Raw genomic sequence first — 21,098 nt, 5'->3', positions numbered from 1 at the left:
GCAAGAGGACACGGACCGCGGCGCTCCTGGCACCGGCCCTCAGCCGTGACCCAGGGGCATGTCAGCCGTATCCCAGGGCGTGCAGGCGCTGGTCGTCGATCCCGAAGTGATGTGCGACCTCGTGCACCACGGTGATCTCGGTCTCGGCGACCACGTCCTCACGCGACTCGCACATGCGCAGGGTCGGCCCGCGGTAGATGGTGATCCGGTCGGGCAGCACGCCCGCGTACCACTCGCCCCGGTCCGTCAGGGGAGTGCCTTCGTAGAGCCCGAGCAGCTCCGGGTCCTCGGCCGGCGGTTCGTCCTCCACGAACACCGCCACGTTGTCCATCAACCGCGTCAACTCGGGAGGAATCCGGTCAAGCGCCTCGGCGACCAGTTCCTCGAACTCTTCCCGCGTCATCTCCAGCACACCCCCATTGTCGGCCACGGCCCCGCATAGCCGCCCCTCCCCATGGGCATACGGGCCCAATGGCCCGCGACTTCCGTGCGCTAGCCGCCCTCGTACGCCACTACCGCTCACGTCACCCGCACCCGGTCGGCGAGCTCACGAGCCCTCCGCACCCCTACGGCCGTGCCGTGGGCCTGGTCGCGGTCGTCCTGTTCGGCGCCTGGCTCGGGCTGCTGGTCGTCGGCAGCGTGCACGCGCCGGTGGGCCCGATGGACACCCGCATGACGCTGCGCCCCTCGCTCACCGGCGGCACGAAGATCGACGTGTCACCGCTCGGCGCCCTCGAACTGCGCTCGCACACCGCCCCCATCCGCCTGGACGTGGACGTGAACCGCCTGGACCCGGTCCGCGCCCAGGCCCTGGTCGACCACCCGGAGCGGATCGCGGGCCTCCAGGACGAGGTGGCGAAGGACGTGGAGCACGGGACGCTCGACCTGGCCGTACGTTCCTGCGCCGCCGTCGTCGCGGGCGCCACCGCGCTGGGCCTCGCGGTCTACCGGCGCCCACGCAGGGCACTGGCGGCGGGCGGGCTCGCCCTGGCCCTGCTCGCCGCGTCGGGCACGGCGGCGTACGCGACGTGGAACCCCAAGTCGGTCCTGGAACCCAAGTTCTCGGGCCTCCTCAGCAGCGCGCCGTCGGTGGTCGGCAACGCGCGCAGCATCGTGAGCGAATTCGACGTATACCAGCGGGAGTTGGCGCGCCTGGTCACCAACGTGACGAAGCTGTACGACGTGACGTCGACGCTCCCGGCCTACCAGCCGGACCCGTCCACCATCCGCGTCCTGCACGTCTCCGACATCCACCTCAACCCGGCGAGCTGGAAGATCATTTCTTCGCTCGTCGAGCAGTACGAGATCAACGTCATCGTCGATTCCGGCGACACCATGGACCACGGCAGCGCCGCCGAGAACGCCTTCCTCGACCCGGTCGAGGACCTGGGCGCCCCGTACGTCTGGGTCAGGGGCAACCACGACTCGCACACCACCCAGCGCTACCTGGAGCGCATGAAGAACGTCCACGTCCTGGACGAGGGCAAGGCCGTGTCGGTCGCGGGCCTGCGGTTCGCGGGCACGGGCGACCCGCAGTACACCCCGGACCGCTCGGTGGCGGCGGAGGGCAAGCCCGAGGAGGAGATGGCGGGCAGCCTCCTGGCCGCCGCCCTGCGCGACCAGCGGGCGGCGGGCACCCCTGTGGACATCGCCGTCGCGCACAACCCGGATGCGGCGCGGGAGACGGACGGGGAGGTGCCGCTGGTCCTCGCGGGGCATGTCCACCACCAGGAGATGGAGGTCATGGACGGCGGTACGCGGCTTCGCATCGAGGGCTCGACGGGCGGCAGCGGGCTGCGCGCGGTGGAGGGCAAGTACCCCGATCCGGTGGAGGCGTCGGTCCTCTACCTGGACCGGGACTCCCGGCGGCTCCAGGCCTGGGACGAGATCAGGCTGGGCGGGCTCGGCCTGACGAAGGCGGAGGTCAGCCGCCATCTGCCCAAGGAGAACGCCCCGGGCGCGACGCCCTCGCCGCCCCCTCCGGGCCAGTCATCGGGACGCGGTACGCCGACCCCCCGATAACCGTTTTGGCGATAGCTCCCCGCATCCCATATGCTTCTCACGTCCCCGACGCGCTGCAAAGCGCCCAGGTGGGCCCTTAGCCCTCATCGTCTAGTGGCCCAGGACGCCGCCCTTTCAAGGCGGTAGCACGGGTTCGAATCCCGTTGGGGGCACGCAACACCTTGTGCGAGACTGGTGCTCGCACAATGCTTGGTCCTGTGGAGCAGTTTGGAGTGCTCGCCACCCTGTCAAGGTGGAGGCCGCGGGTTCAAATCCCGTCAGGACCGCTTGCGATTCTCTGAATCGCGTGGCTGGGTAGCTCAGTTGGTACGAGCGATCGCCTGAAAAGCGATAGGTCGCCGGTTCGATCCCGGCCCCAGCCACCTCTTCGAAGGCCCCGTCCCCTGGACGGGGCCTTCGCCGTTCCTGGGGGCGACATCGCTACCCCGCCGCCGGAACCCCCGCATGCGCCCCCGCCCTCTCCCGCCCTCCCGGATGCCGATGGCGCCACACCCAGAACACCGCCGACGCAAGGACCGCCCACCCCGCGAGCACCAGGAACGGGAACGCGTGCTGATCGGCGCCGAAGTACACCGCCGTGTGCTGCGCGTTCACCGACGCGCCCGGCGGCAGCCACCTCCCGATGTGGCCAAGCACCGAGGGAAGCAGGGGCCACGAAACCGCCCCGCCCGACGACGGGTTGCCCAGGAGCACCATCAGGCCCCACGTCGGAAGCATCGCCCAGCGCCCGAACAACGTGTTGAACATCGTGAAGACCATGCCCGAGGCGAACATCGTCAGCGCCAGGATCAGCCACGACTCCACGAACGGCAGATCCAGCGCCCCCAGCCACCAGTCCACCACCGCCGCGATCACGAACCCGCCGAGCAGCGCGTAGAGGACGGTGAAGGCGATCCGCTCCGCCGGATTCAGCCCCCGCGCGTGCACGCTCAGCTGAATCGCCCCGACGAAGCCGATGATGACCGCCGCCAGCGAGATGTAGAAGATCGCGAGGCCCCGCGGGTCGCCCTCCTGGAGGGGCTTGATGTCCTTCACGGTCACCGGCACCCCCACCTTCTTGCCCACCTTCGGCGCCGTCTCCGCGAGCACCTGCGCGACCGAGGCGCCCGACGCCCCCGAGACGTCGAAGGTCACCCTGTCGCCGCCCCCGCGGGCCACCGCGAGGATCGCGAAGACCTTCTGTTCCGCCACCCCGTCCCGCGCCGCGGCGACACTGCCGTACTCGTGCACCTCCACGGAGGCGTTCAGCGCCTTCTCCATGCCGTCGAGGAACGCCTTGCCCCGCGGCGCGTCCTGCGCGCCGACCACCGCCGTGGGGATGCGGTGCGGCGTCGGATTCGCCATGGAGTACGTGTACGAGCCCGCGAAGAGGCCCGCGGCCGCCGCCAGGATGAACACCAGCACGACCGCGGGCAGGAACGGCGACTCCTTGAACGCCGACCAGTGCTCACCCCGGGTAGGAGTCCTCGCATGGGCGCCGTGCTGATGCTCCGCAGGCTCAGGCCGCTCAGGCCGCTCGGGCCCCTGCTCAGGGTCGTCAGACATACGAATACGCTAAACCACCCAAAACGGACTCACCCCTGCTCGGCCTCGACCGGCCCACCACGGCCACGCCCACGCGCCCGCCTCCGCCACCGCCGCACCGCGAACCCCACCCCCACCAGCGCCACCACACCGGCCAGCAGTACGGAGTCCGGCACGGCACGCCCCACGCCCCCGGCCCACCGCTCCACGGCGAACGAGTCGTCCACGTCAAGGAGCCCCGGCAGCGCGGTGGTCCCGTCGTACGCGAGGAAGAGCGCGCCGAGGGCCACGAAGAAGGCCCCGGAGAGGAGCGAGGTCGTATGGAGCTCGAAGCGGCCGATACGGAACGTACGCCCCCGCAACCAGCGCCGGCGCCCCAGGTCGAACCGCTCCCAGAGCAGCGCGAGCACGAACAGCGGCACCGCCATCCCCAGCGCGTAGACGGCCAGCAGCAGCCCGCCGTAGACGGGGCTTCCGCTCACCGCCGCCACCGTCAGGACGCTCCCCAGGATCGGCCCCGCACAGAAGCCGGCGAGTCCGTACACCGCGCCAAGGGCGTACACGGAGACCGCTGTCGTGGGCCGGATCCGCCCCGAGAGCTCGGACATCTTCCGCGAGGCGAACCCCATGCCCACCACCTGGAGCACACCGAGCGCGATGATCAGCCACCCGGCGGCCAGCACCAGCTGGTCCCGGTGGCCGAAGAAGAACCGCCCGGCCACCGACCCCGCGGCGCCCAGCGGCACGAGTGTCGTCGCGAGGCCCGCGTAGAAGATGCCGGTCCGCGCGAGCAGCCGTGACGTCGAGTCGATCGAGTACGCGAAGAAAGCGGGCAGAAGCAGCGCGCTGCAGGGGCTGATCAGGGCGAGGAGACCACCGAGGAACGCCGCGAAGTACCCGACATCGGCGGTCACTTGTCCCCCGCACCGGCGCTCTTCGCCGCCTGCTCGATCGCCTGGTCGAACACCTCATCGGGCTGCGCACCCGAAATGGGCCGCCCGTTGACCAGGAAGGACGGAGTCGACGTGGCCCCCAGGCCGTACGCCTCCTCCTGGTCCTTCTTCACCGCCGCCTTGGCCGAGGCGCTCCCCGCGTCGTCCGAGAAGCGGCCGATGTCCTTGACCCCGGCCTCCTTCGCGAGCTCCTTCAGCCGCTCGCCGCCGAAGCCCTTCTCCTTGGAGCCCTCGGCGTAGGCGGCCTCATGGAACTGCCAGAAGCGTCCCTGCCGCCCGGCGGCCCACGCGCCCCGCGCGGCCGACTCGGAGTCCGCGCCGAAGATCGGGAAGTTGCGCCACTCGATGCGCAGGGTGCCGTCGTCGACGTACTTCTTCACGAGGCCCGGCTCGGTGTCGCGGGCGAACTTGCCGCAGTAGCCGCACTTGAAGTCGGCGTACTCGATGAGCACGACGGGCGCGTCCTTGCGGCCCTGGGAAAGGGGGTCCTTGGCGTCGCGCCTGGCGAGCTTGGCCAGCTCCGGGTAGACGCCGGCCTGCGGGTCGGCGGAGACGTCGGACGGGGACTCCTCCTTCGCGGTGACGGAGGAGGGCTCGTCGGGCTTGGTGGCGCTGTAGGAAGCGGCGCCGAGCAGCAGCGCGGCGAGGGCCACTCCGGCCCCGATGGCGATGTTCTTCTTTTTGTTGTTGTTCTTGGGCATCAGGGAGTTCTCTCTGTTCCTGTACGTCGTTGTGGGGCCCCGAAGAGAGGGGCTTCCTAAACGCGCAGGACCGAGAGATCCACGGGGGACGGCGACACGAGCGGAGGCGGCCCGCGCTCCGGCGTCAGGGACGGCACCGTCCGGCCGACGCCCCACGCACCGGAAGCGGCATGGGCCTGATGCAGGGCGGGCAGCAGCTCGCATGCGGAAGCGGAGCGCGGCGGGGCCGCGGGAGCCTGACCGGCGGCGTCAAGGCGACCGCCCTGGCCGCAGCCGGGCACCCCGGCGGACGCCTCGGCCTGCACCGACACCGCGGGCTTGGCCACCGGCTCCGCGGCCACCGCCGGTCCGCAGAACGCCCCGAGCACGACGAGCAGTACCCCAAGGAAGGGGCACCACGACAGGCGCGCACGGGACAACATGCCCGGAATCGTACGTGCCCGGGCGCCCCGCCGGATAAATCGGTTCGCCACCTCCGAGCGCCGGGTGAGATCCTGGACGCCGTATGTCTACGCAGCCTGCCCTCACCCTCGACACCCTCGCCCCCCGGCTCTCCGAGCTCTCGCTCCGCGACGAGCACCGGATCGGACGCCGCCTTGAGGGTGCCCGCCGGATCCGCAAGCCCGAGGCCCGGGCCGCCGTCCTCGCCGAAATCGCGGCGGACGTCGACAAGGCCTCGGCGCGGATGGCCGAGCGGGGCAGCCGTCTGCCCAAGATCACGTATCCCCAAGAGCTTCCGGTCAGCCAGAAGAGGGACGACATCGCCGCGGCGATCCGCGACCACCAGGTCGTGATCGTCGCGGGCGAGACGGGCTCCGGCAAGACGACGCAGATCCCCAAGATCTGCATGGAGCTCGGCCGTGGCCTCCGCGGCATGATCGGGCACACGCAGCCCCGCCGTATCGCCGCCCGCACGGTCGCCGAACGCGTGGCCGACGAGCTGAACACCCCGCTCGGCGAGGCCGTCGGCTGGAAGGTCCGCTTCACCGACCAGGTCGGCCAGGACACGTACGTGAAGCTGATGACGGACGGCATCCTGCTGGCCGAGATCCAGACGGACCGCGAGCTGCGCGCGTACGACACGATCATCATCGACGAGGCCCACGAGCGGTCGCTCAACATCGACTTCCTGCTCGGCTATCTCGCCCAGCTGCTGCCCAAGCGCCCGGACCTGAAGGTCGTCATCACCTCGGCGACCATCGACCCCGAGCGGTTCTCCCGGCACTTCGGGGACGCCCCGATCGTCGAGGTCAGCGGCCGTACGTATCCGGTCGAGGTGCGCTATCGCCCGCTCCTGGAAGAGGACTCGGAAGACATCGACCGCGACCAGATCACCGCGATCACGGACGCCGTCGAGGAGCTCCAGGGCGAGGGCAAGGGCGACATCCTCGTCTTCCTCTCCGGAGAGCGCGAGATCCGGGACACGGCGGACGCGCTGAACAAGAAGAACTATCGCTTCACGGAAGTCCTCCCCCTCTACGCCCGCCTCTCGCATGCCGAGCAGCACCGCGTATTCCAGCGGCCCGATGCGGGAACAGCAAGACGGATCGTCCTCGCGACGAACGTCGCGGAGACCTCCCTGACCGTCCCGGGCATCAAGTACGTCATCGACCCGGGCACCGCCCGTATCTCCCGCTACAGCCACCGTACGAAGGTGCAGCGGCTGCCCATCGAGGCGATCAGCCAGGCCAGCGCCAACCAGCGCAAGGGCCGCTGCGGCCGTACGTCGGACGGCATCTGCATCCGCCTGTACAGCGAGGACGACTTCGTCGCACGCCCCGAGTTCACGGACCCGGAGATCCTGCGCACGAACCTCGCCTCGGTCATCCTGCAGATGACGGCGGCCGGTCTCGGCGACATCGAGAAGTTCCCCTTCATCGACCCGCCGGACCACCGCAACATCCGCGACGGCGTCCAGCTCCTCCAGGAACTCGGGGCGCTGGACCCCGCGCAGAAGGACCCGAAGAAGCGCCTCACCCCGCAGGGCCGAAAGCTGGCCCAGCTGCCGGTCGACCCGCGGCTTGCCCGCATGGTCCTGGAGGCCGACAAGAACGGCTGCGTACGCGAGGTGATGGTGATCGCCGCGGCGCTCTCCATCCAGGACCCGCGCGAGCGCCCCGCCGAGAAGCAGACGCAGGCGGACCAGCAGCACGCCCGCTTCAAGGACGAGACCTCCGACTTCCTGGCCTTCCTCAACATGTGGCGCTACATCCGCGAGCAGCAGAAGGAGCGCGGCTCGTCCTCGTTCCGCCGGATGTGCAAGTCGGAGTACCTCAACTTCCTGCGGATCCGCGAGTGGCAGGACATCTACACGCAGCTGCGTACGGTCGCCAAGCAGATGGACATCCAGCTCAACGAGGACGACGCTCCCGAGCAGCAGGTGCACATCTCCCTCCTCGCCGGTCTGCTCTCCCACATCGGGATGAAGGACGTGAAGGAGGGCGCGAAGAACGAGTATCTGGGCGCCCGTTCGGCGAAGTTCGCGGTCTTCCCCGGCTCCGCGCTCTTCAAGAAGCCGCCGCGCTTCATCATGTCGGCCGAGCTCGTGGAGACCTCTCGGCTCTGGGCCCGCGTCAACGCGAAGATCGAGCCCGAGTGGGTCGAGCCGCTCGCCCAGCATCTGCTCAAGCGCACGTACAGCGAGCCGCACTGGGAGAAGGACGCGGCGGCCGTGATGGCGTACGAGAAGGTCACGCTGTACGGCGTCCCGATCATCGCCCAGCGCAAGGTGAACTACGGCCGCATCGACGCCGAGGTCTCCCGCGACCTGTTCATCCGCAACGCGCTCGTCGAGGGCGACTGGCGCACGCACCACAAGTTCTTCGCCGCCAACCGCAAGCTCCTCACCGAGGTCGAGGAGCTGGAGCACCGGGCCCGGCGCCGCGACATCCTCGTCGACGACGAGACGCTCTTCGACTTCTACGACCAGCGGGTGCCCGAGGACGTCGTGTCGGGCGCGCACTTCGACTCGTGGTGGAAGAAGCAGCAGCGCGAAGAACCGGAGCTGCTCGACTTCGAGCGGTCGATGCTGATCAACGAGAAGGCGGGGGACGTCTCCAAGGACGACTACCCCGACACGTGGCGGCAGGGGCCGCTCAAGTTCAGGGTGACGTACCAGTTCGAGCCGGGCGCGGACGCGGACGGCGTCACGGTCCACATCCCGCTGCAGGTCCTCAACCAGGTCACGGCGGACGGCTTCGACTGGCAGATCCCGGGCCTGCGCGAGGAGGTCGTGATCGAACTGATCCGCTCCCTGCCGAAGCCCGTCCGCCGGCATTACGTGCCCGCCCCCAACTACGCGAAGGCGTTCCTGGAGCGGGCGGTGCCTCTTCAGGAGCCGCTGCACGTGACGCTGGCCCGCGAGCTCCAGCGGATGGTGGGGGTGCCGGTCTCACCGGACGACTTCGACCTCACCCGCGTACCGGACCACCTGAAGATCACCTTCCGGATCACCGACGAGCGGCGCAAGAACCTCGCCGAGGACAAGGACCTGGAGGCGCTGAAGCTCCAGCTCCGCCCGAAGGCCCGCAAGGCGCTCTCCCAGGCCGCCGCGGCGACCGCCGAGCGCACGGGCGGCTCGGCGGTGGAGCGGACGGGCCTCACGGACTGGTCCATCGGCTCCCTCAGCCGCGTCTTCGAGACGCGGCGGGCGGGCCAGCCGGTGAAGGCGTATCCGGCGCTCGTGGACGACGGCTCCGCAGCTGGCACAGTCTCCGTACGCCTCTTCGACACCGAGGCGGAGCAGCAGCAGGCGATGTGGAAGGGCACGCGCCGTCTGATCCTGCGCAACATCCCGGTGAATCCGGCCAAGTTCGCCTCGGACAAGCTGACCAACGCGCAGAAGATCGCCCTGTCCGCGAACCCGCACGGCTCCATCCAGGCGCTCTTCGCCGACTGCGCGATGGCGGCGGCGGACAAGCTGATCGGTGACTTCGGGGGTCCCGCGTGGGACGAGGAGTCGTACCGCAAGCTGTACGAGAAGGTGCGGGCCGAGATCGTCGACGCGACGGTGCGGACGGTGAGCCAGGTCCAGCAGGTCCTCGCCGCCTGGCAGGCCTGTGAGCGCCGCCTGAAGTCGACGAAGAGCCCGACGCTGCTGCCCAACCTCACGGACGTACGGGCCCAGTTGGACGCCCTCATCGGCCCCGGCTTCGTCACGGCAACGGGGATCCGCCGGCTCGCGGACCTGATGCGCTACATGGTGGCCGCCGACCGACGCCTCCAGCAGATGCCGACGAACGTGCAGCGGGACACCTCGCGCATGGAGAAGGTCCACGAGATGCAGGACGAGTACGCCTGGCTCCTGGAGCAGCTGCCGCGGGGCCGTCCCGTCCCGCGGGAGGTCCTGGACATCCGGTGGATGCTGGAGGAGCTGCGCGTCAGCTACTTCGCGCACGCGCTCGGCACGGCGTACGCCGTCTCGGACAAACGCATCGTGAAGGCGATCGACGCGGCGGCGCCGTAACGACCCCCTCACGCAGAGCGAGTTCGACCGGTGGGCAGGCCTGCGGTACAGTTTCGTCTCGCAGCACAACGCAACAATCAGTGCCGCGAAGCAAGGTCCTGTGGAGCAGTTTGGAGTGCTCGCCACCCTGTCAAGGTGGAGGCCGCGGGTTCAAATCCCGTCAGGACCGCAGCGCATGCAACGGGCCGTATCCCTTAGGGATACGGCCCGTTGTCGTACGTGCGTCTTGACTGCGTCACATTCCGCCGGTACCTAGACAAGCAGGGAACGGGGCGGGACCGCTCCCCAGCGGGAGGTGGCGTATGACTGCTTCGGCGGCGTCCGCACGGCATGAGACACGCGCCCTGCTACGCGCCCATCTCTCGGCGGCGACCAGCTACCGCCACCTGACCCGGCACTGCCCGATCTGCCACCGCCTCGAACGGCTCGCCCTGGAGACCGCTTCGGGCGCCCAGAGCGGCCGTGAGGGCGCCCCGGAGAGCGCCCCCGAGAGCGCCCCTGAGGCAGGCGAGGACGAAAGTCCCCCGAACGCATGACCAAAGCCGACCCGCGGGGCACCCCGGTGGTGGGAGGCTGAGGGGGCAGGGGCGTGGGACCACGGAGTCAACTCCCCTGTGGGCGCGTGGGAGTGGGACTCCGGCTACTCCGGAGTCCCCTCTAGCCCAGAGGCAGCGTCGGCAACAAGGCTCACGTCGTGTGACGGGTGTCACCGAACTGGTTTTGGAAACCCCGGAACTTACACCCGTCTTACAACAGGTCAATTTAATATGTGCAATTGCACCACCCCGCACGGCGTTCGCGCAGGGTCCGTCCGGGTGCCGCCCAGGTGCCGCCCGGGTGCCGCAAGGGCGGCGAAGAGGCGACGAGGGGGCAGCCCCACAGCCCCGCCACAGCGCGCCCCCAGCACTCCCCAGAGATCAACAAGCCCGCTCACAGCGGTGCCCGGCGACGCGTCCAGGGCGCACAAAAAAGATCGCGCTGGACCCGGCGGAGTCCAGCGCGATCGAAAACGACTCACCCATGAGGCTCAGGCGTGGGGCCCGTTGGGGCGGGACCCGCGTCGCGTGTAGCTATAAGTCGGACGTTGCGGCCGGATTGGGGGACCCGGCAGCGGACGTACTCTTCGCCCGAGTACTGCGGTTATGCGGTAAATCAGGCCTCGCTGCGCTGCTGCGGGATACCCGCGAGCAGTGCGCGGACCTCAGCCTCGCGGTAACGGCGATGCCCGCCGAGCGTGCGAATCGACGTGAGCTTGCCAGCCTTGGCCCAACGCGTCACCGTCTTGGGGTCGACGCGGAACATCGTGGCAACCTCAGCCGGGGTCAGCAGCGGCTCGGCATCAGGGGTGCGAGCGGTCATGAGCGGCCTCCTCGGAGAACCGAACCTTCTCGGTTCATTCCTCTAAATTCTGCACCTTGACCCGCGTTGCCCGAAATGGCGGACGCGAGTCGAGTCGGTTATAGGACGAACGGCTTGTCCTCGGCACTACAACTACACCATCCGTCCAGCCACGTCGGCCAAACCGATGGAATTGCCCTCCCAGGTGTCTATCAGCGACGGAAGCCGATGGACCATGCCATAGCGGACAGTCACGCCACCGTGACGATCAGTCACAGAGCGATCAGGAGTCAACAGACCCCCCATAGCGTGCAATGCTGAGCATTCCGCCCGAACATGGACGGAAGGAGCCCTCCCCGGACTCCTTGTCCTATTTTGGCATGAGGGGGGGCGTTGGGCGCAAGGGCCCCGTAAGTGCGGTCCGTCACGCTTGAGACAAAAGCCCGGATCGGGACCTACGTCCCGTGTAGGTGTCACGTCAGTGTGGTGCCGCGTCAGTTCGAGAACTGACGGTCCCGGACCGCCCTCCACCGCTGCACGAGCCTCGCATACGCCTCGCCGGCCCCCTCGCCGTCGCCGTTGCGCAGCGCCTCGATCCCCTCCGCCACATCCGCCGCCGAGTGGTCCTCGTCGAGCTGGTCGTCGGAGAGGGCGTGCACGAGCCCTCCGTAGTCGAGCTCGACCAGCGAGCGCGGGTGGAACTCCTCCAGCCACCGCCCCACATCCATGAGCCCGTCGACGAGCGGCCCGTCGTCGATCGTGTCCCGCAGCGTCCTCAGCCCGCGGGCCACCCTCCGCCGCGCCTGCACCATCGGCGTCCGGTACCGCAGGACGGGCGCGCAGCCCGCGGCCTCACCCTCCTGCCCGGCGGCGGCCTCCTGCGCGTACCCCTTCTCGTACTGCCGCTCCTCGTCCGAGACCAGCACGAACCAGTTCAGCGGCACCTGCCACGTCGACGTACGGATCCACGGGCGCGCGTCCGGGTTGCGGGCCAGCCAGCGTTCGTAGTCCGCGGCCGTCTGGCGGCGCACCACCGCGGGCAGGACCGCGTCGAGGACCGGCGTCGGCAGCTGTCCCGGCAGCTCGCCCAGCGCCTGCCAGCCGCGGAGCCTGGTGCGCCAGGGGCAGACGCACAGCACCCCCTCGGCCTCCACCACGAACGCGTCGCTGCTCTCGTGCACCGGCACCGGGACGGGCGGCGTGGGCAGCAAGTCGGCCAGAGAACGGCGGAGTTCGTCCTGGTACGAGGGGCGGTCGGGGCGACGCGCGTAGCGGGCCCAGTGGCCGCGCTCGGGTTCGGGGAAGGCTGCGAGCGGCTCATACACCCGCAAATAGGACGCGTATGGAACAACCAACGAAGAGACCTTGGGCACGGCTGCTCCCTCCCCCGCGTACCGGCTGGAAAACACTGCAAATCGTGCCATGGCCGAAGTCCGACGTACCGTTCGCTGCGCCGGGAGAGGGTGATCCTCGGCACTGCGCGGCCACCGGGTTCTCCGAGGCTCTAGTCTCATTGCCCATCGGGCCCCGCCACCCGCACGGGCGTCCGCCCAACCGCCGCTACTTGACCGGGAGTCACCACAGTGACCGAAGCAGACAACGGCGTCCTGCACACCCTGTTCCACTCGGACCAGGGCGGCCATGAGCAAGTAGTGCTCTGCCAGGACCGAGCCAGCGGCCTCAAGGCCGTCATCGCCATCCACTCCACCGCCCTGGGCCCCGCCCTCGGCGGCACCCGCTTCTATCCGTACGCGTCCGAGGAAGCCGCCGTCGCCGACGCGCTGAACCTCGCCCGCGGGATGTCGTACAAGAACGCCATGGCCGGTCTCGACCACGGCGGCGGCAAGGCCGTGATCATCGGCGACCCCGAGCAGATCAAGAGCGACGAGCTCCTCCTCGCCTACGGCCGCTTCGTGGCCTCGCTCGGCGGTCGCTACGTGACGGCGTGCGACGTCGGCACGTATGTCGCGGACATGGACGTCGTCGCACGTGAGTGCCGCTGGACGACCGGCCGCTCCCCCGAGAACGGCGGCGCAGGCGACTCCTCCGTCCTCACCGCGTTCGGCGTCTTCCAGGGCATGCGGGCGAGCGCCCAGCACCTGTGGGGCGACCCGTCGCTGCGGGACCGCAAGGTCGGCATCGCGGGTGTCGGCAAGGTCGGCCACCACCTCGTGGAGCACCTCCTCGCGGACGGCGCCCAGGTCGTGATCACCGACGTACGGGACGACTCCGTGCGCCGCATCACCGACAAGCACCCCTCCGTGACCTCCGTCGCCGACACCGAGGCACTGATCCGGGTGGAGGGCCTCGACGTCTACGCCCCCTGCGCGCTGGGCGGCGCCCTGAACGACGACTCCGTGCGGGTGCTCACCGCGAAGGTGGTCTGCGGAGCCGCCAACAACCAGCTCGAACACCCCGGCGTCGAGAAGGACCTCGCCGACCGCGGGATCCTCTACGCGCCGGACTACGTGGTGAACGCGGGCGGCGTGATCCAGGTCGCCGACGAGCTGCACGGCTTTGACTTCGACCGGTGCAAGGCGAAGGCATCGAAGATCTTCGACACCACTCTTGCCATATTCGCTCGTGCGAAGGAAGACGGCATTCCGCCGGCCGCGGCGGCCGACAGGATCGCCGAACAGCGGATGGCGGAGGCCCGCCGCCCCTGATCCGAAAGACGCCCGGGAAGGGCCCCGCCGACGTGCGCGAGAGACATGACTCACCCCCGTCGGCGGGTCGCCCGGCAAGAAGAGGTTAAAATCGCAGTTGACCAGCGAGGACAGGGCTCCTCGCCGGTTCTGCGCCGAGGCGCGTCCTGCGGGCGACGTACCGTATGGCCGCAGGAGCAGGTACCGTGGAAGCCCTACGGACCGGCCTCTCCACGGAGAGCCCGTTCCTGATCATGAACGCGTGTCAAGACTCTGGGGTCACCAAGCCCCATATCCGAGGGGGTCGAGCCATGGGGCGCGGCCGGGCAAAGGCCAAGCAGACGAAGGTCGCCCGCCAGCTGAAGTACAGCAGCGGCGGGACTGACCTCTCGCGCCTGGCCAATGAGCTGGGCGCTTCGACTTCGCAACAGCCGCCTAACAGCGAGCCGTTCGAAGACGACGACGAGGAAGAAGACGACCCGTACGCCCAGTACGCGGATCGGTATAACGACGACGACGGCGAGGACTCCTCCGACGAGTCCGGTCCTTCGTCGCAGCGCCGCGGCGCTTGACCTCGTTGCATTCGCAGCACCTGCAGTATTCGCAGTTCTCGTAGCAACTGCACCTCACCCGGTCCAGGGTGGTCACCACCACCGGACCGGGTTTTGTGCTGCCTTGAGGACTGCCGCACGGGCCTACTTCGCGTAGTCACCGATGAGCTCGGCGCCCGTGGTGTGCGCGCCGCGCTCGGTGATCTCACCCGCGATCCAGGCGTCCACGCCACGGTCGGCGAGGGTCGTGAGGGCCGCGTCGGCGGACTCCTCGGGGACGATCGCCATCATGCCGACGCCCATGTTCAGCGTCTTCTCCAGCTCAAGGCGCTCAACCTGTCCTGCCTTGCCGACGAGGTCGAAGACCGCGCCCGGGGTCCAGGTCTCCCGGTCGACGACCGCGTGCAGACCGTCCGGGATGACCCGGCCCAGGTTCGCCGCGAGGCCGCCGCCCGTGATGTGGCTGAAGGCGTGGACGTCCGTGGTGCGGGTGAGCGCCAGGCAGTCAAGGGAGTAGATCTTGGTGGGCTCCAGGAGCTCCTCGCCGAGCGTGCGGCCGAACTCCTCGACCTGGCGGTCCAGGGACCAGCCCGCGCGGTCGAAGACCACGTGCCGGACAAGCGAGTACCCGTTTGAGTGAAGCCCGGAGGAGGCCATGGCGATGACCGCGTCACCCTTACGGATGCGATCGGGGCCGAGAACGCGGTCGGCCTCGACCGCGCCGGTGCCGGCGCCCGCGACGTCGAAGTCGTCCGGGCCGAGAAGGCCCGGGTGCTCGGCCGTCTCGCCGCCGATGAGGGCGCAGCCCGCGAGCACACAGCCCTCGGCGATGCCCTTCACGATGGCCGCGACACGCTCGGGGTGCACCTTGCCGACGCAGATGTAGTCGGTCATGAAGAGCGGCTCGGCGCCGCACACCACGATGTCGTCCATGACCATCGCGACCAGGTCGTGCCCGATGGTGTCGTACACGCCCAGCTGACGGGCGAGGTCGACCTTCGTGCCGACGCCGTCCGTGGCCGAGGCGAGCAAGGGGCGCTCGAAACGCTTGAGGGCGGAGACGTCGAAGAGTCCGGCGAAGCCGCCGATGCCGCCCAGGACCTCGGGCCGCTTCGTCTTCTTCACCCACTCCTTCATCAGCTCGACGGCGCGGTCGCCCGCTTCGATGTCTACGCCTGCGGCTGCGTAGCTGGCACCAGTGGTCTCGGGCATGGTGAGTGAGAGCTTTCGTGTCGTTACTACGGGTGGCTTACGGGCGACGGATCGCGTCGGCCGCTGCCGTGGACGCCGGACCGGCGGCCAGCTCCGTCTCCAGGAGCTGCTTGCCGAGCAGCTCGGGGTCGGGGAGGTCCATCGGGTACACGCCGTCGAAGCAGGCGCGGCACAGGTTCGGCTTGTCGATGGTCGTGGCCTCGATCATGCCGTCGATGGAGATGTACGAGAGCGAGTCGGCGCCCATGGACTTGGCGATCTCGTCGATCGTCATGCCGTTGGCGATGAGCTCGGCGCGGGTCGCGAAGTCGATGCCGAAGAAGCAGGGCCACTTCACGGGCGGGGACGAGATCCGGATGTGGATCTCGGCGGCTCCGGCCTCGCGGAGCATCTTGACCAGGGCGCGCTGGGTGTTGCCGCGGACGATCGAGTCGTCGACGACGACAAGACGCTTGCCCTTGATGACTTCCTTGAGGGGGTTCAGCTTGAGACGGATGCCGAGCTGGCGGATCGTCTGCGAGGGCTGGATGAAGGTCCGGCCTACGTAGGCGTTCTTCACCAGGCCGACGCCGAAGGGGATGCCGGAGGCTTCCGCGTAACCGACCGCGGCGGGCGTTCCGGACTCCGGGGTCGCTATGACGAGGTCGGCATCGGCGGGAGCTTCCTCGGCGAGTTTCCGGCCCATCTCGACGCGCGAGAGATAGACGTTCCGGCCCGCGATGTCCGTGTCGGGGCGCGCCAGATAGACGTACTCGAAGACACAGCCCTTGGGCTTCGCTTCCGCGAATCGGGACGTTCGCAGTCCGTTCTCGTCGACCGCGATGAACTCGCCGGGCTCGACCTCGCGGACGAAGCTGGCGCCGCAGATGTCGAGCGCCGCGGACTCCGATGCCACGACCCAGCCGCGCTCAAGCCGGCCGAGGACCAGCGGGCGGATGCCCTGCGGGTCGCGGGCCGCGTACAGCGTGTGCTCGTCCATGAAGACGAGGGAGAAGGCGCCCTGGACGTCCGGGAGGATCTTCATCGCGGCGTCTTCGATGGTCAGCGGCTTGCCGTCGTCGTCCACCTGGCCCGCGAGGAGAGCCGTCACCAGATCGGTGTCGTTGGTCGCCGCGACCTGGGTCGCGCGGCCGTTCTCCTTGGGCAGCTCGGCTACCAGCTCGGCGAGCTGGGCCGTGTTGACGAGGTTGCCGTTGTGCCCGAGCGCGATGGAGCCGTGCGCGGTGGCACGGAACGTCGGCTGGGCGTTCTCCCAGACGGAGGCGCCAGTGGTCGAGTAGCGGGCGTGACCGACCGCGATATGACCCTGGAGCGAGCTGAGGGAGGTTTCGTCGAAGACCTGGGAGACGAGCCCCATGTCCTTGAAGACAAGGATCTGGGAGCCGTTGCTGACCGCGATTCCCGCGGACTCCTGGCCTCGATGCTGTAGGGCGTACAGCCCGAAGTAAGTGAGCTTGGCGACCTCTTCACCCGGAGCCCAGACACCGAAGACGCCGCAAGCGTCCTGGGGGCCTTTCTCGCCGGGGAGCAGATCATGATTGAGTCGACCGTCACCACGTGGCACATCATCGAGTGTAGGCGAGATCGACCACTGGTCCGAATTGGGGATACGGGCCCCGCACGGAGCGTGATCGCGGCCCTGACGCGTACGTGGTGCGTACGTGGAGTACGAAGCCTCTGTGAACAGGTGAGCGGGAGCGTTGACAGGGGCGGGCAGGTCCCGTGAAGCTCCTGGTCCATGCCCCAGCAGCCCCTCGGTGACCCGTCGGTCACCCTTGTGGAGCGCCGCCACGTCGACCTGGTCCGTGTCGCCAGCGCTCTCTGTCACCGCGCTGCCTGAACGTCACCTTTTTCCCTCGTTCTCCCTCTCGTCCCGACTCCGGGCACGTGCGTCTCGCCGTGTCCCGTTCAGGAGCGCAGCCATGCCCGCGACGCCTTCGTACGACCGATCCGCCCTGTCCCGACGCGCCTTCGGAGGCGCGGTGGGAGCCGGCGCCGCCGCCGCGGTGGGGCTGCCCGCCACCGCCGAGGCCCAGGAGCGTCCCTTCCGGGCCGCCGCGCGCCCCGGCGCCAAGCGGCCCAACATCCTCTTCATCCTCGGCGACGACCTGGGCTGGGCGGACCTCTCCTCCTACGGGTCGCCGCACATCAAGACCCCGAACCTGGACCGGCTCGCGCGCCAGGGCGTGCGCTTCACCGACGCCTACTCCGGCTCGGCGACCTGCTCGCCGACCCGTTTCAGCCTCTACACCGGGCGCTTTCCCGGGCGTACGAAGGGCGGGCTCGCGGAGCCGATCGCGGACAAGTCCGTGGGCCTCGAACCGACGCATCCCACGCTGGCCTCGCTGCTGAAGGACGCCGGGTACGCCACCGCGCTCATCGGCAAGTGGCACTGCGGGTATCTGCCGGACTACTCGCCCACCCGTTCGGGCTGGGACGAGTTCTTCGGGAACTTCGGCGGGGCCCTTGAGTACTACTCGAAGCTGGGGCTCGGCGGTGAGTACGACCTCTACGAAGGCGACGCCGAGTACAAGGACCTGCGGTACTACACGCGGATCCTGACCGAGCGGGCGAGCGAGTACGTCCAGCGGGACCACGGCGGGACGCCGTGGCTGCTCAACCTGAACTTCACCACCCCGCACTGGCCCTGGATAGCCGACGGCGACAAGGAGGAGAGCGCCGAGATCGTACGGAGGATCAAGGCGGGCGAGCAGGGTGCGCTGTGGCATCAGGACGGCGGCTCCGTCGAGAAGTACACGCAGATGGTGCAGGACCTGGACCGGTCGGTCGGTGAGGTCCTCAAGGCCCTGAAGAAGTCCGGGCAGGAGCGGGACACCCTCGTCTTCTTCGCCTCGGACAACGGCGGTGAGCGCTTCTCGTACAACTGGCCCCTGTCGGGCAACAAGTCCTCGCTCCAGGAGGGCGGCATCCGCGTGCCGACCATCGTCCGGTGGCCCGCGCGCCTCGACGGCGGGCAGGTCAGCCACGAGCCGGTGTTCACCCCGGACTGGACGGCGACGCTCCTTGAGATCGGCGGGGCCAGGCCGAACCCCGCGTACAAGCTGGACGGGACCAGCCTCGCGCCCTACCTGCTGAAGGGCGAGGAGCTCGCGGAGCGTGAGCTGTTCTGGCGGGTGCGCGGGGAGCGGGCGCTGCGGCGCGGGGCGTGGAAGTACTACCGGGGCAAGGGCGGCAAGGACCAGCTCTTCAACCTGGCCGCGGATCAGCGGGAGCAGGCAGACCGGGCGCCGGACGAGCCGAAGCTGCTGGCGGAGCTGAAGGCGGCGTGGGAGAAGACGGACAAGGGGCTGTTGCCTTACCCGGCTGCGTGAGCCGCTACTTTCCCTTCGGGTCGGCCTTCGGGTCGGCCTTCGGGCCGCCCTTCGGGTCGGCGGCGTTCGCGCTGACGACCGTGCCGTCGGCGGCGGTGAGCGAGAGGCCGCTGTGGCCGAGGCGGTAGCTGACCTTGCCGTCGAAGAGCTTGAGGAGCTTCTTCTCGGTCTCCCCGGCAGGGCCCTCGCACGCCATGCGGGTGCTCCGGGGAGCGCCCAGGGTGATCGTCCCGTCCCGCACGTCGGCCTTGGCCGAGACGTTGTTGCAGCCGAGGTTGCCGTGGACCGTGCCGTCCTTGCCGAAGGTCAGATGGGCCTTGCCGTGCACTTCCTTCGGCAGGGACGCGGCGGTCTTGCCGTCGCCGATGGCGTTCACGGTCCACTTGGTGCCCGTGAGCGGGGCGTCCGGATCCGATGTGAGGGCCACGTGGTCTCCCTTGTCGGTGGTGAGCGTCAGCTTGTCGCCGTCGACCGCGGCCTTCAGCTCGCCGTTGTCGAGGGCGCTCTTGAAGGCGTCCTCGAAGTCCTGCTTGTCGCAGCTCCTCTTGGTGGAGATGGCCGAGCCGAGATCGACGGTGTCCCCGTCCAGCGACACGTCCGCGGAGAAGCCGTTGCAGCCGTAGTTGCCCTCAGCCCTGCCCTTGTCGCCGATCTTGACGTAGGCGCCGCTCGGGGCCTGCTTCTTCTTGCCGTCCACCGTCACGCTCTCGACGTTCCAGTGGACGCCGGTGAGGGACGGTTCGGACCCGACGGACCCGCTGCCTGAGCCGGTCTCGGTGCCGCACGCGGTGAGCATGCCCGCGGCGGCCAGGGCCATGACGGTCGGAGTCAGTCGTTGCGTGTGCATGGCGATGGGACGGGACAAGTGGGGGTTCCGGTTCCCCCACCCTCCCCGCCGTGGTCGGCCGGGTCAGCTCATGACCGGCAGCAGCTCCGCCAGATCCGCCCGCTCCCCGCTCGCGCTGACCCGCGCGGCGTCGAGGACCGTCTCCCAGTCCGTACGCCCCGTCGCGAGGCGGATCCAGGTGAGCGGGTCGGTCTCGACGACGTTCGGCGGAGTGCCGCGGGTGTGCCGGGGCCCCTGGACGCACTGGACCACGGCGAACGGCGGCACCCTGACCTCGACGGCGCCGCCGGGTGCCTTCACCGCGAGGGCGTCGGCGAGCAGCCGGGTGCAGGCGGCCAGGGCCTGGCGGTCGTACGGGATGTCCGCGTCCGGCAGCGCGTCGTTCAAGTCGTCGGTGTGGACGATGAGTTCTACCGTACGGGTGACCAGGAAGTCGTCGAGGGTCATCGCACCGAACCGGGTGGGCGTCAGGCGCCCCGCCGTGACCTCGGGCAGCGCCTCGTCGAAGCCGGCGAGCGTGCGCGCGTACAGCTCGTCCAACTCCTGTGCCGCGTAGGCCCGCACCGCCTCGTCGACCTGCGCCGCGGCCGAGGCGGTCGCGAACGGCCAGTCCAGGAGGGCGACTTCGCGGGCCGGGGGCTCAGGCATGGCGAGGAAGCGGGTGACGGCGCCGAGGCCCATGGTGACGTGAGCGGCCAGCTCGCGCACGGTCCAGCCCCCGAGCCGGGTCGGCAGCTCAAGCCGCTCGGGCTCCAGGGCGAGGACCACGTCCCGTACGTTGACGAACTGGCTGCGTACGGCGGTGCGGATCTTGGCGGCATCGTACGAACGCGTGCGCTTCTTGGCCGGTGGCATGGGACCGAGCCTAATTCTTCCCGGGGTACCCCTGGAGTCCCTTTTCGACCTGGCCGAACGCCCGCTCGGCGGCCTGGGCGCAGTCCTCCGCGATGGCGTCGAGCGGGTCGCCGTCGATCATGCGCTCCTGGTTCTCCACGATGAGCGCGTTGCGGGCGCCGATCAGCTGCGAGGCGGCGACACGCGCCAGGAGCATGTCACCCGTCTCCTCGGCGAGGACGTCCGCCAGGAGCTGGACGCTGCGCATGTGGAAGATCACCATGCGGTGCGCCAACGTCGGCGTCTCGCTGACGAGCTGGCGCACCTTGAGGGCGCGCGGGTCACCGCTGAGGCCGATCGACGGATCGCGCCCGGTGATCTGCTCCAGGAACTGCCGGCGCATCGCGGCGACCGCGGACTCCCCCGGCTGCCGCTCGCGGACCGCGTCGGCGGGGTCCGCGGCGTGCTCCTCCATCGGGCCGACGATCACGCCTTCCTTGGTCCCGAAGTAGTTGAAGACGGTCATCTTCGACACCTCGGCGGCCTCGGCGATCTCCGCGACGGAGACATGGTCGAAGCCGCGCTCGGAGCAGAGGTCCACCGCGGCCTGCCAGATCCGCGACGCGGTCTGCCTCTTCTTGCGCGCGCGCAGCCCCAGCTCGTCAGTCATGCAG

Annotated in this window: 19 protein-coding genes and 4 tRNA genes; 11 read left to right on the top strand and 12 right to left on the bottom strand. The window is 69.4% G+C overall.

The window, feature by feature from the left end:
* Positions 1-61: 61 nt before the first annotated feature.
* The gene (locus tag ACGFX9_RS34500; RefSeq protein ID WP_393482436.1) at positions 62-412 is read right to left on the bottom strand and encodes a metallopeptidase family protein; all 351 of its coding nucleotides are present in this window, start codon (positions 410-412) and stop codon (positions 62-64) included.
* A gap of 59 nt (positions 413-471) precedes the next feature.
* Here ACGFX9_RS34500 and ACGFX9_RS34495 point away from each other — a divergent pair, with 59 nt between their 5' ends.
* From ACGFX9_RS34495 to ACGFX9_RS34480, 4 genes are all read left to right on the top strand, one after another.
* A complete protein-coding gene (locus ACGFX9_RS34495; protein WP_393482434.1) occupies positions 472-2,022 on the top strand; it encodes a metallophosphoesterase in 1,551 nt (516 codons plus the stop codon).
* A 79-nt stretch (positions 2,023-2,101) separates the two neighbouring features.
* Positions 2,102-2,174: transfer RNA gene (locus tag ACGFX9_RS34490), tRNA-Glu, on the top strand.
* A 39-nt stretch (positions 2,175-2,213) separates the two neighbouring features.
* Positions 2,214-2,288, top strand: a tRNA-Asp gene (locus ACGFX9_RS34485).
* Positions 2,289-2,310: 22 nt separating this feature from the next.
* Positions 2,311-2,384, top strand: a tRNA-Phe gene (locus tag ACGFX9_RS34480).
* 58 nt (positions 2,385-2,442) lie between these two features.
* Here ACGFX9_RS34480 and ACGFX9_RS34475 read toward each other — a convergent pair.
* From ACGFX9_RS34475 to ACGFX9_RS34460, 4 genes are read right to left on the bottom strand one after another with little or no spacing between them, the layout of a single operon-like run.
* Positions 2,443-3,567, bottom strand: a complete 1,125-nt coding sequence (locus ACGFX9_RS34475; RefSeq protein WP_393482431.1) for an ABC transporter permease — start codon at positions 3,565-3,567, stop codon at positions 2,443-2,445.
* A 29-nt stretch (positions 3,568-3,596) separates the two neighbouring features.
* A complete protein-coding gene (locus ACGFX9_RS34470; protein WP_393482428.1) occupies positions 3,597-4,460 on the bottom strand; it encodes a cytochrome c biogenesis CcdA family protein in 864 nt (287 codons plus the stop codon).
* Positions 4,457-5,200: a DsbA family protein gene (locus ACGFX9_RS34465; RefSeq protein ID WP_393482426.1), complete on the bottom strand. Its 744-nt coding sequence runs from the start codon at positions 5,198-5,200 to the stop codon at positions 4,457-4,459. The genes ACGFX9_RS34470 and ACGFX9_RS34465 overlap by 4 nt, the downstream gene beginning before the upstream one ends.
* Before the next feature lie 56 nt (positions 5,201-5,256).
* Positions 5,257-5,622, bottom strand: a complete 366-nt coding sequence (locus tag ACGFX9_RS34460) for a hypothetical protein (protein WP_393482423.1) — start codon at positions 5,620-5,622, stop codon at positions 5,257-5,259.
* Between the two features lie 83 nt (positions 5,623-5,705).
* Between ACGFX9_RS34460 and hrpA the strand changes: the two genes are divergently transcribed.
* The 3 genes from hrpA (at position 5,706) to ACGFX9_RS34445 (ending at position 10,201) form a co-directional block, all read left to right on the top strand.
* Complete coding sequence (gene hrpA / locus ACGFX9_RS34455; protein ID WP_393482420.1) at positions 5,706-9,665, top strand: ATP-dependent RNA helicase HrpA; 3,960 nt, start codon at positions 5,706-5,708, stop codon at positions 9,663-9,665.
* A 94-nt stretch (positions 9,666-9,759) separates the two neighbouring features.
* Positions 9,760-9,834: transfer RNA gene (locus tag ACGFX9_RS34450), tRNA-Asp, on the top strand.
* 133 nt (positions 9,835-9,967) lie between these two features.
* A complete protein-coding gene (locus ACGFX9_RS34445; protein WP_393482417.1) occupies positions 9,968-10,201 on the top strand; it encodes a DUF6274 family protein in 234 nt (77 codons plus the stop codon).
* Positions 10,202-10,817: 616 nt separating this feature from the next.
* Here ACGFX9_RS34445 and bldC read toward each other — a convergent pair.
* Together bldC and ACGFX9_RS34435 are read right to left on the bottom strand one after the other, a co-directional pair.
* The gene (gene bldC, locus ACGFX9_RS34440; RefSeq protein WP_003949541.1) at positions 10,818-11,024 is read right to left on the bottom strand and encodes a developmental transcriptional regulator BldC; all 207 of its coding nucleotides are present in this window, start codon (positions 11,022-11,024) and stop codon (positions 10,818-10,820) included.
* Between the two features lie 473 nt (positions 11,025-11,497).
* The gene (locus ACGFX9_RS34435) at positions 11,498-12,376 is read right to left on the bottom strand and encodes a hypothetical protein (RefSeq protein ID WP_393482414.1); all 879 of its coding nucleotides are present in this window, start codon (positions 12,374-12,376) and stop codon (positions 11,498-11,500) included.
* Positions 12,377-12,586: 210 nt separating this feature from the next.
* Between ACGFX9_RS34435 and ACGFX9_RS34430 the strand changes: the two genes are divergently transcribed.
* Both ACGFX9_RS34430 and ACGFX9_RS34425 read left to right on the top strand, forming a co-directional pair.
* On the top strand, positions 12,587-13,669 hold the full coding sequence (locus tag ACGFX9_RS34430) for a Leu/Phe/Val dehydrogenase (RefSeq protein ID WP_393482411.1): 1,083 nt from the start codon (positions 12,587-12,589) through the stop codon (positions 13,667-13,669).
* Between the two features lie 290 nt (positions 13,670-13,959).
* Positions 13,960-14,220, top strand: coding sequence for a DUF3073 domain-containing protein (locus ACGFX9_RS34425; RefSeq protein WP_393482408.1), 261 nt, complete (start codon positions 13,960-13,962; stop codon positions 14,218-14,220).
* Positions 14,221-14,343: 123 nt separating this feature from the next.
* Here ACGFX9_RS34425 and purM read toward each other — a convergent pair whose 3' ends face one another.
* Both purM and purF read right to left on the bottom strand, forming a co-directional pair.
* Entirely contained in the window at positions 14,344-15,411 is a 1,068-nt protein-coding gene (gene purM / locus ACGFX9_RS34420; protein ID WP_393482405.1) for a phosphoribosylformylglycinamidine cyclo-ligase, read from the bottom strand.
* 37 nt (positions 15,412-15,448) lie between these two features.
* Positions 15,449-16,975, bottom strand: coding sequence for an amidophosphoribosyltransferase (purF, locus tag ACGFX9_RS34415; RefSeq protein WP_393482401.1), 1,527 nt, complete (start codon positions 16,973-16,975; stop codon positions 15,449-15,451).
* A 174-nt stretch (positions 16,976-17,149) separates the two neighbouring features.
* Here purF and ACGFX9_RS34410 point away from each other — a divergent pair, with 174 nt between their 5' ends.
* Together ACGFX9_RS34410 and ACGFX9_RS34405 are read left to right on the top strand one after the other, a co-directional pair.
* Positions 17,150-17,251: a putative leader peptide gene (locus tag ACGFX9_RS34410; protein WP_393482398.1), complete on the top strand. Its 102-nt coding sequence runs from the start codon at positions 17,150-17,152 to the stop codon at positions 17,249-17,251.
* A gap of 82 nt (positions 17,252-17,333) precedes the next feature.
* Positions 17,334-18,743 (top strand): sulfatase, encoded by a 1,410-nt coding sequence (locus ACGFX9_RS34405; protein WP_393482395.1) that lies wholly within the window; start codon positions 17,334-17,336, stop codon positions 18,741-18,743.
* Between the two features lie 4 nt (positions 18,744-18,747).
* Here ACGFX9_RS34405 and ACGFX9_RS34400 read toward each other — a convergent pair whose 3' ends face one another.
* The 3 genes from ACGFX9_RS34400 to ACGFX9_RS34390 all read right to left on the bottom strand — a co-directional run bounded on the left by ACGFX9_RS34400 (position 18,748) and on the right by ACGFX9_RS34390 (position 21,094).
* On the bottom strand, positions 18,748-19,590 hold the full coding sequence (locus ACGFX9_RS34400) for an META domain-containing protein (RefSeq protein ID WP_393482392.1): 843 nt from the start codon (positions 19,588-19,590) through the stop codon (positions 18,748-18,750).
* Positions 19,591-19,653: 63 nt separating this feature from the next.
* The gene (locus ACGFX9_RS34395; RefSeq protein WP_393482389.1) at positions 19,654-20,445 is read right to left on the bottom strand and encodes a sterol carrier family protein; all 792 of its coding nucleotides are present in this window, start codon (positions 20,443-20,445) and stop codon (positions 19,654-19,656) included.
* A 10-nt stretch (positions 20,446-20,455) separates the two neighbouring features.
* Positions 20,456-21,094 carry a TetR/AcrR family transcriptional regulator gene (locus ACGFX9_RS34390; RefSeq protein ID WP_393482386.1) on the bottom strand — a complete coding sequence of 213 codons (639 nt, stop codon included), beginning with the start codon at positions 21,092-21,094 and terminating at the stop codon, positions 20,456-20,458.
* Between the last annotated feature and the right edge of the window lie 4 nt (positions 21,095-21,098).

It is taken from the genome of Streptomyces sp. NPDC048436 (assembly GCF_043200355.1).
Taxonomy (GTDB): domain Bacteria; phylum Actinomycetota; class Actinomycetes; order Streptomycetales; family Streptomycetaceae; genus Streptomyces.
The sequence above is the reverse complement of the archived record's forward strand: the minus strand, read 5'-3'. Positions and strand labels throughout refer to the sequence as shown.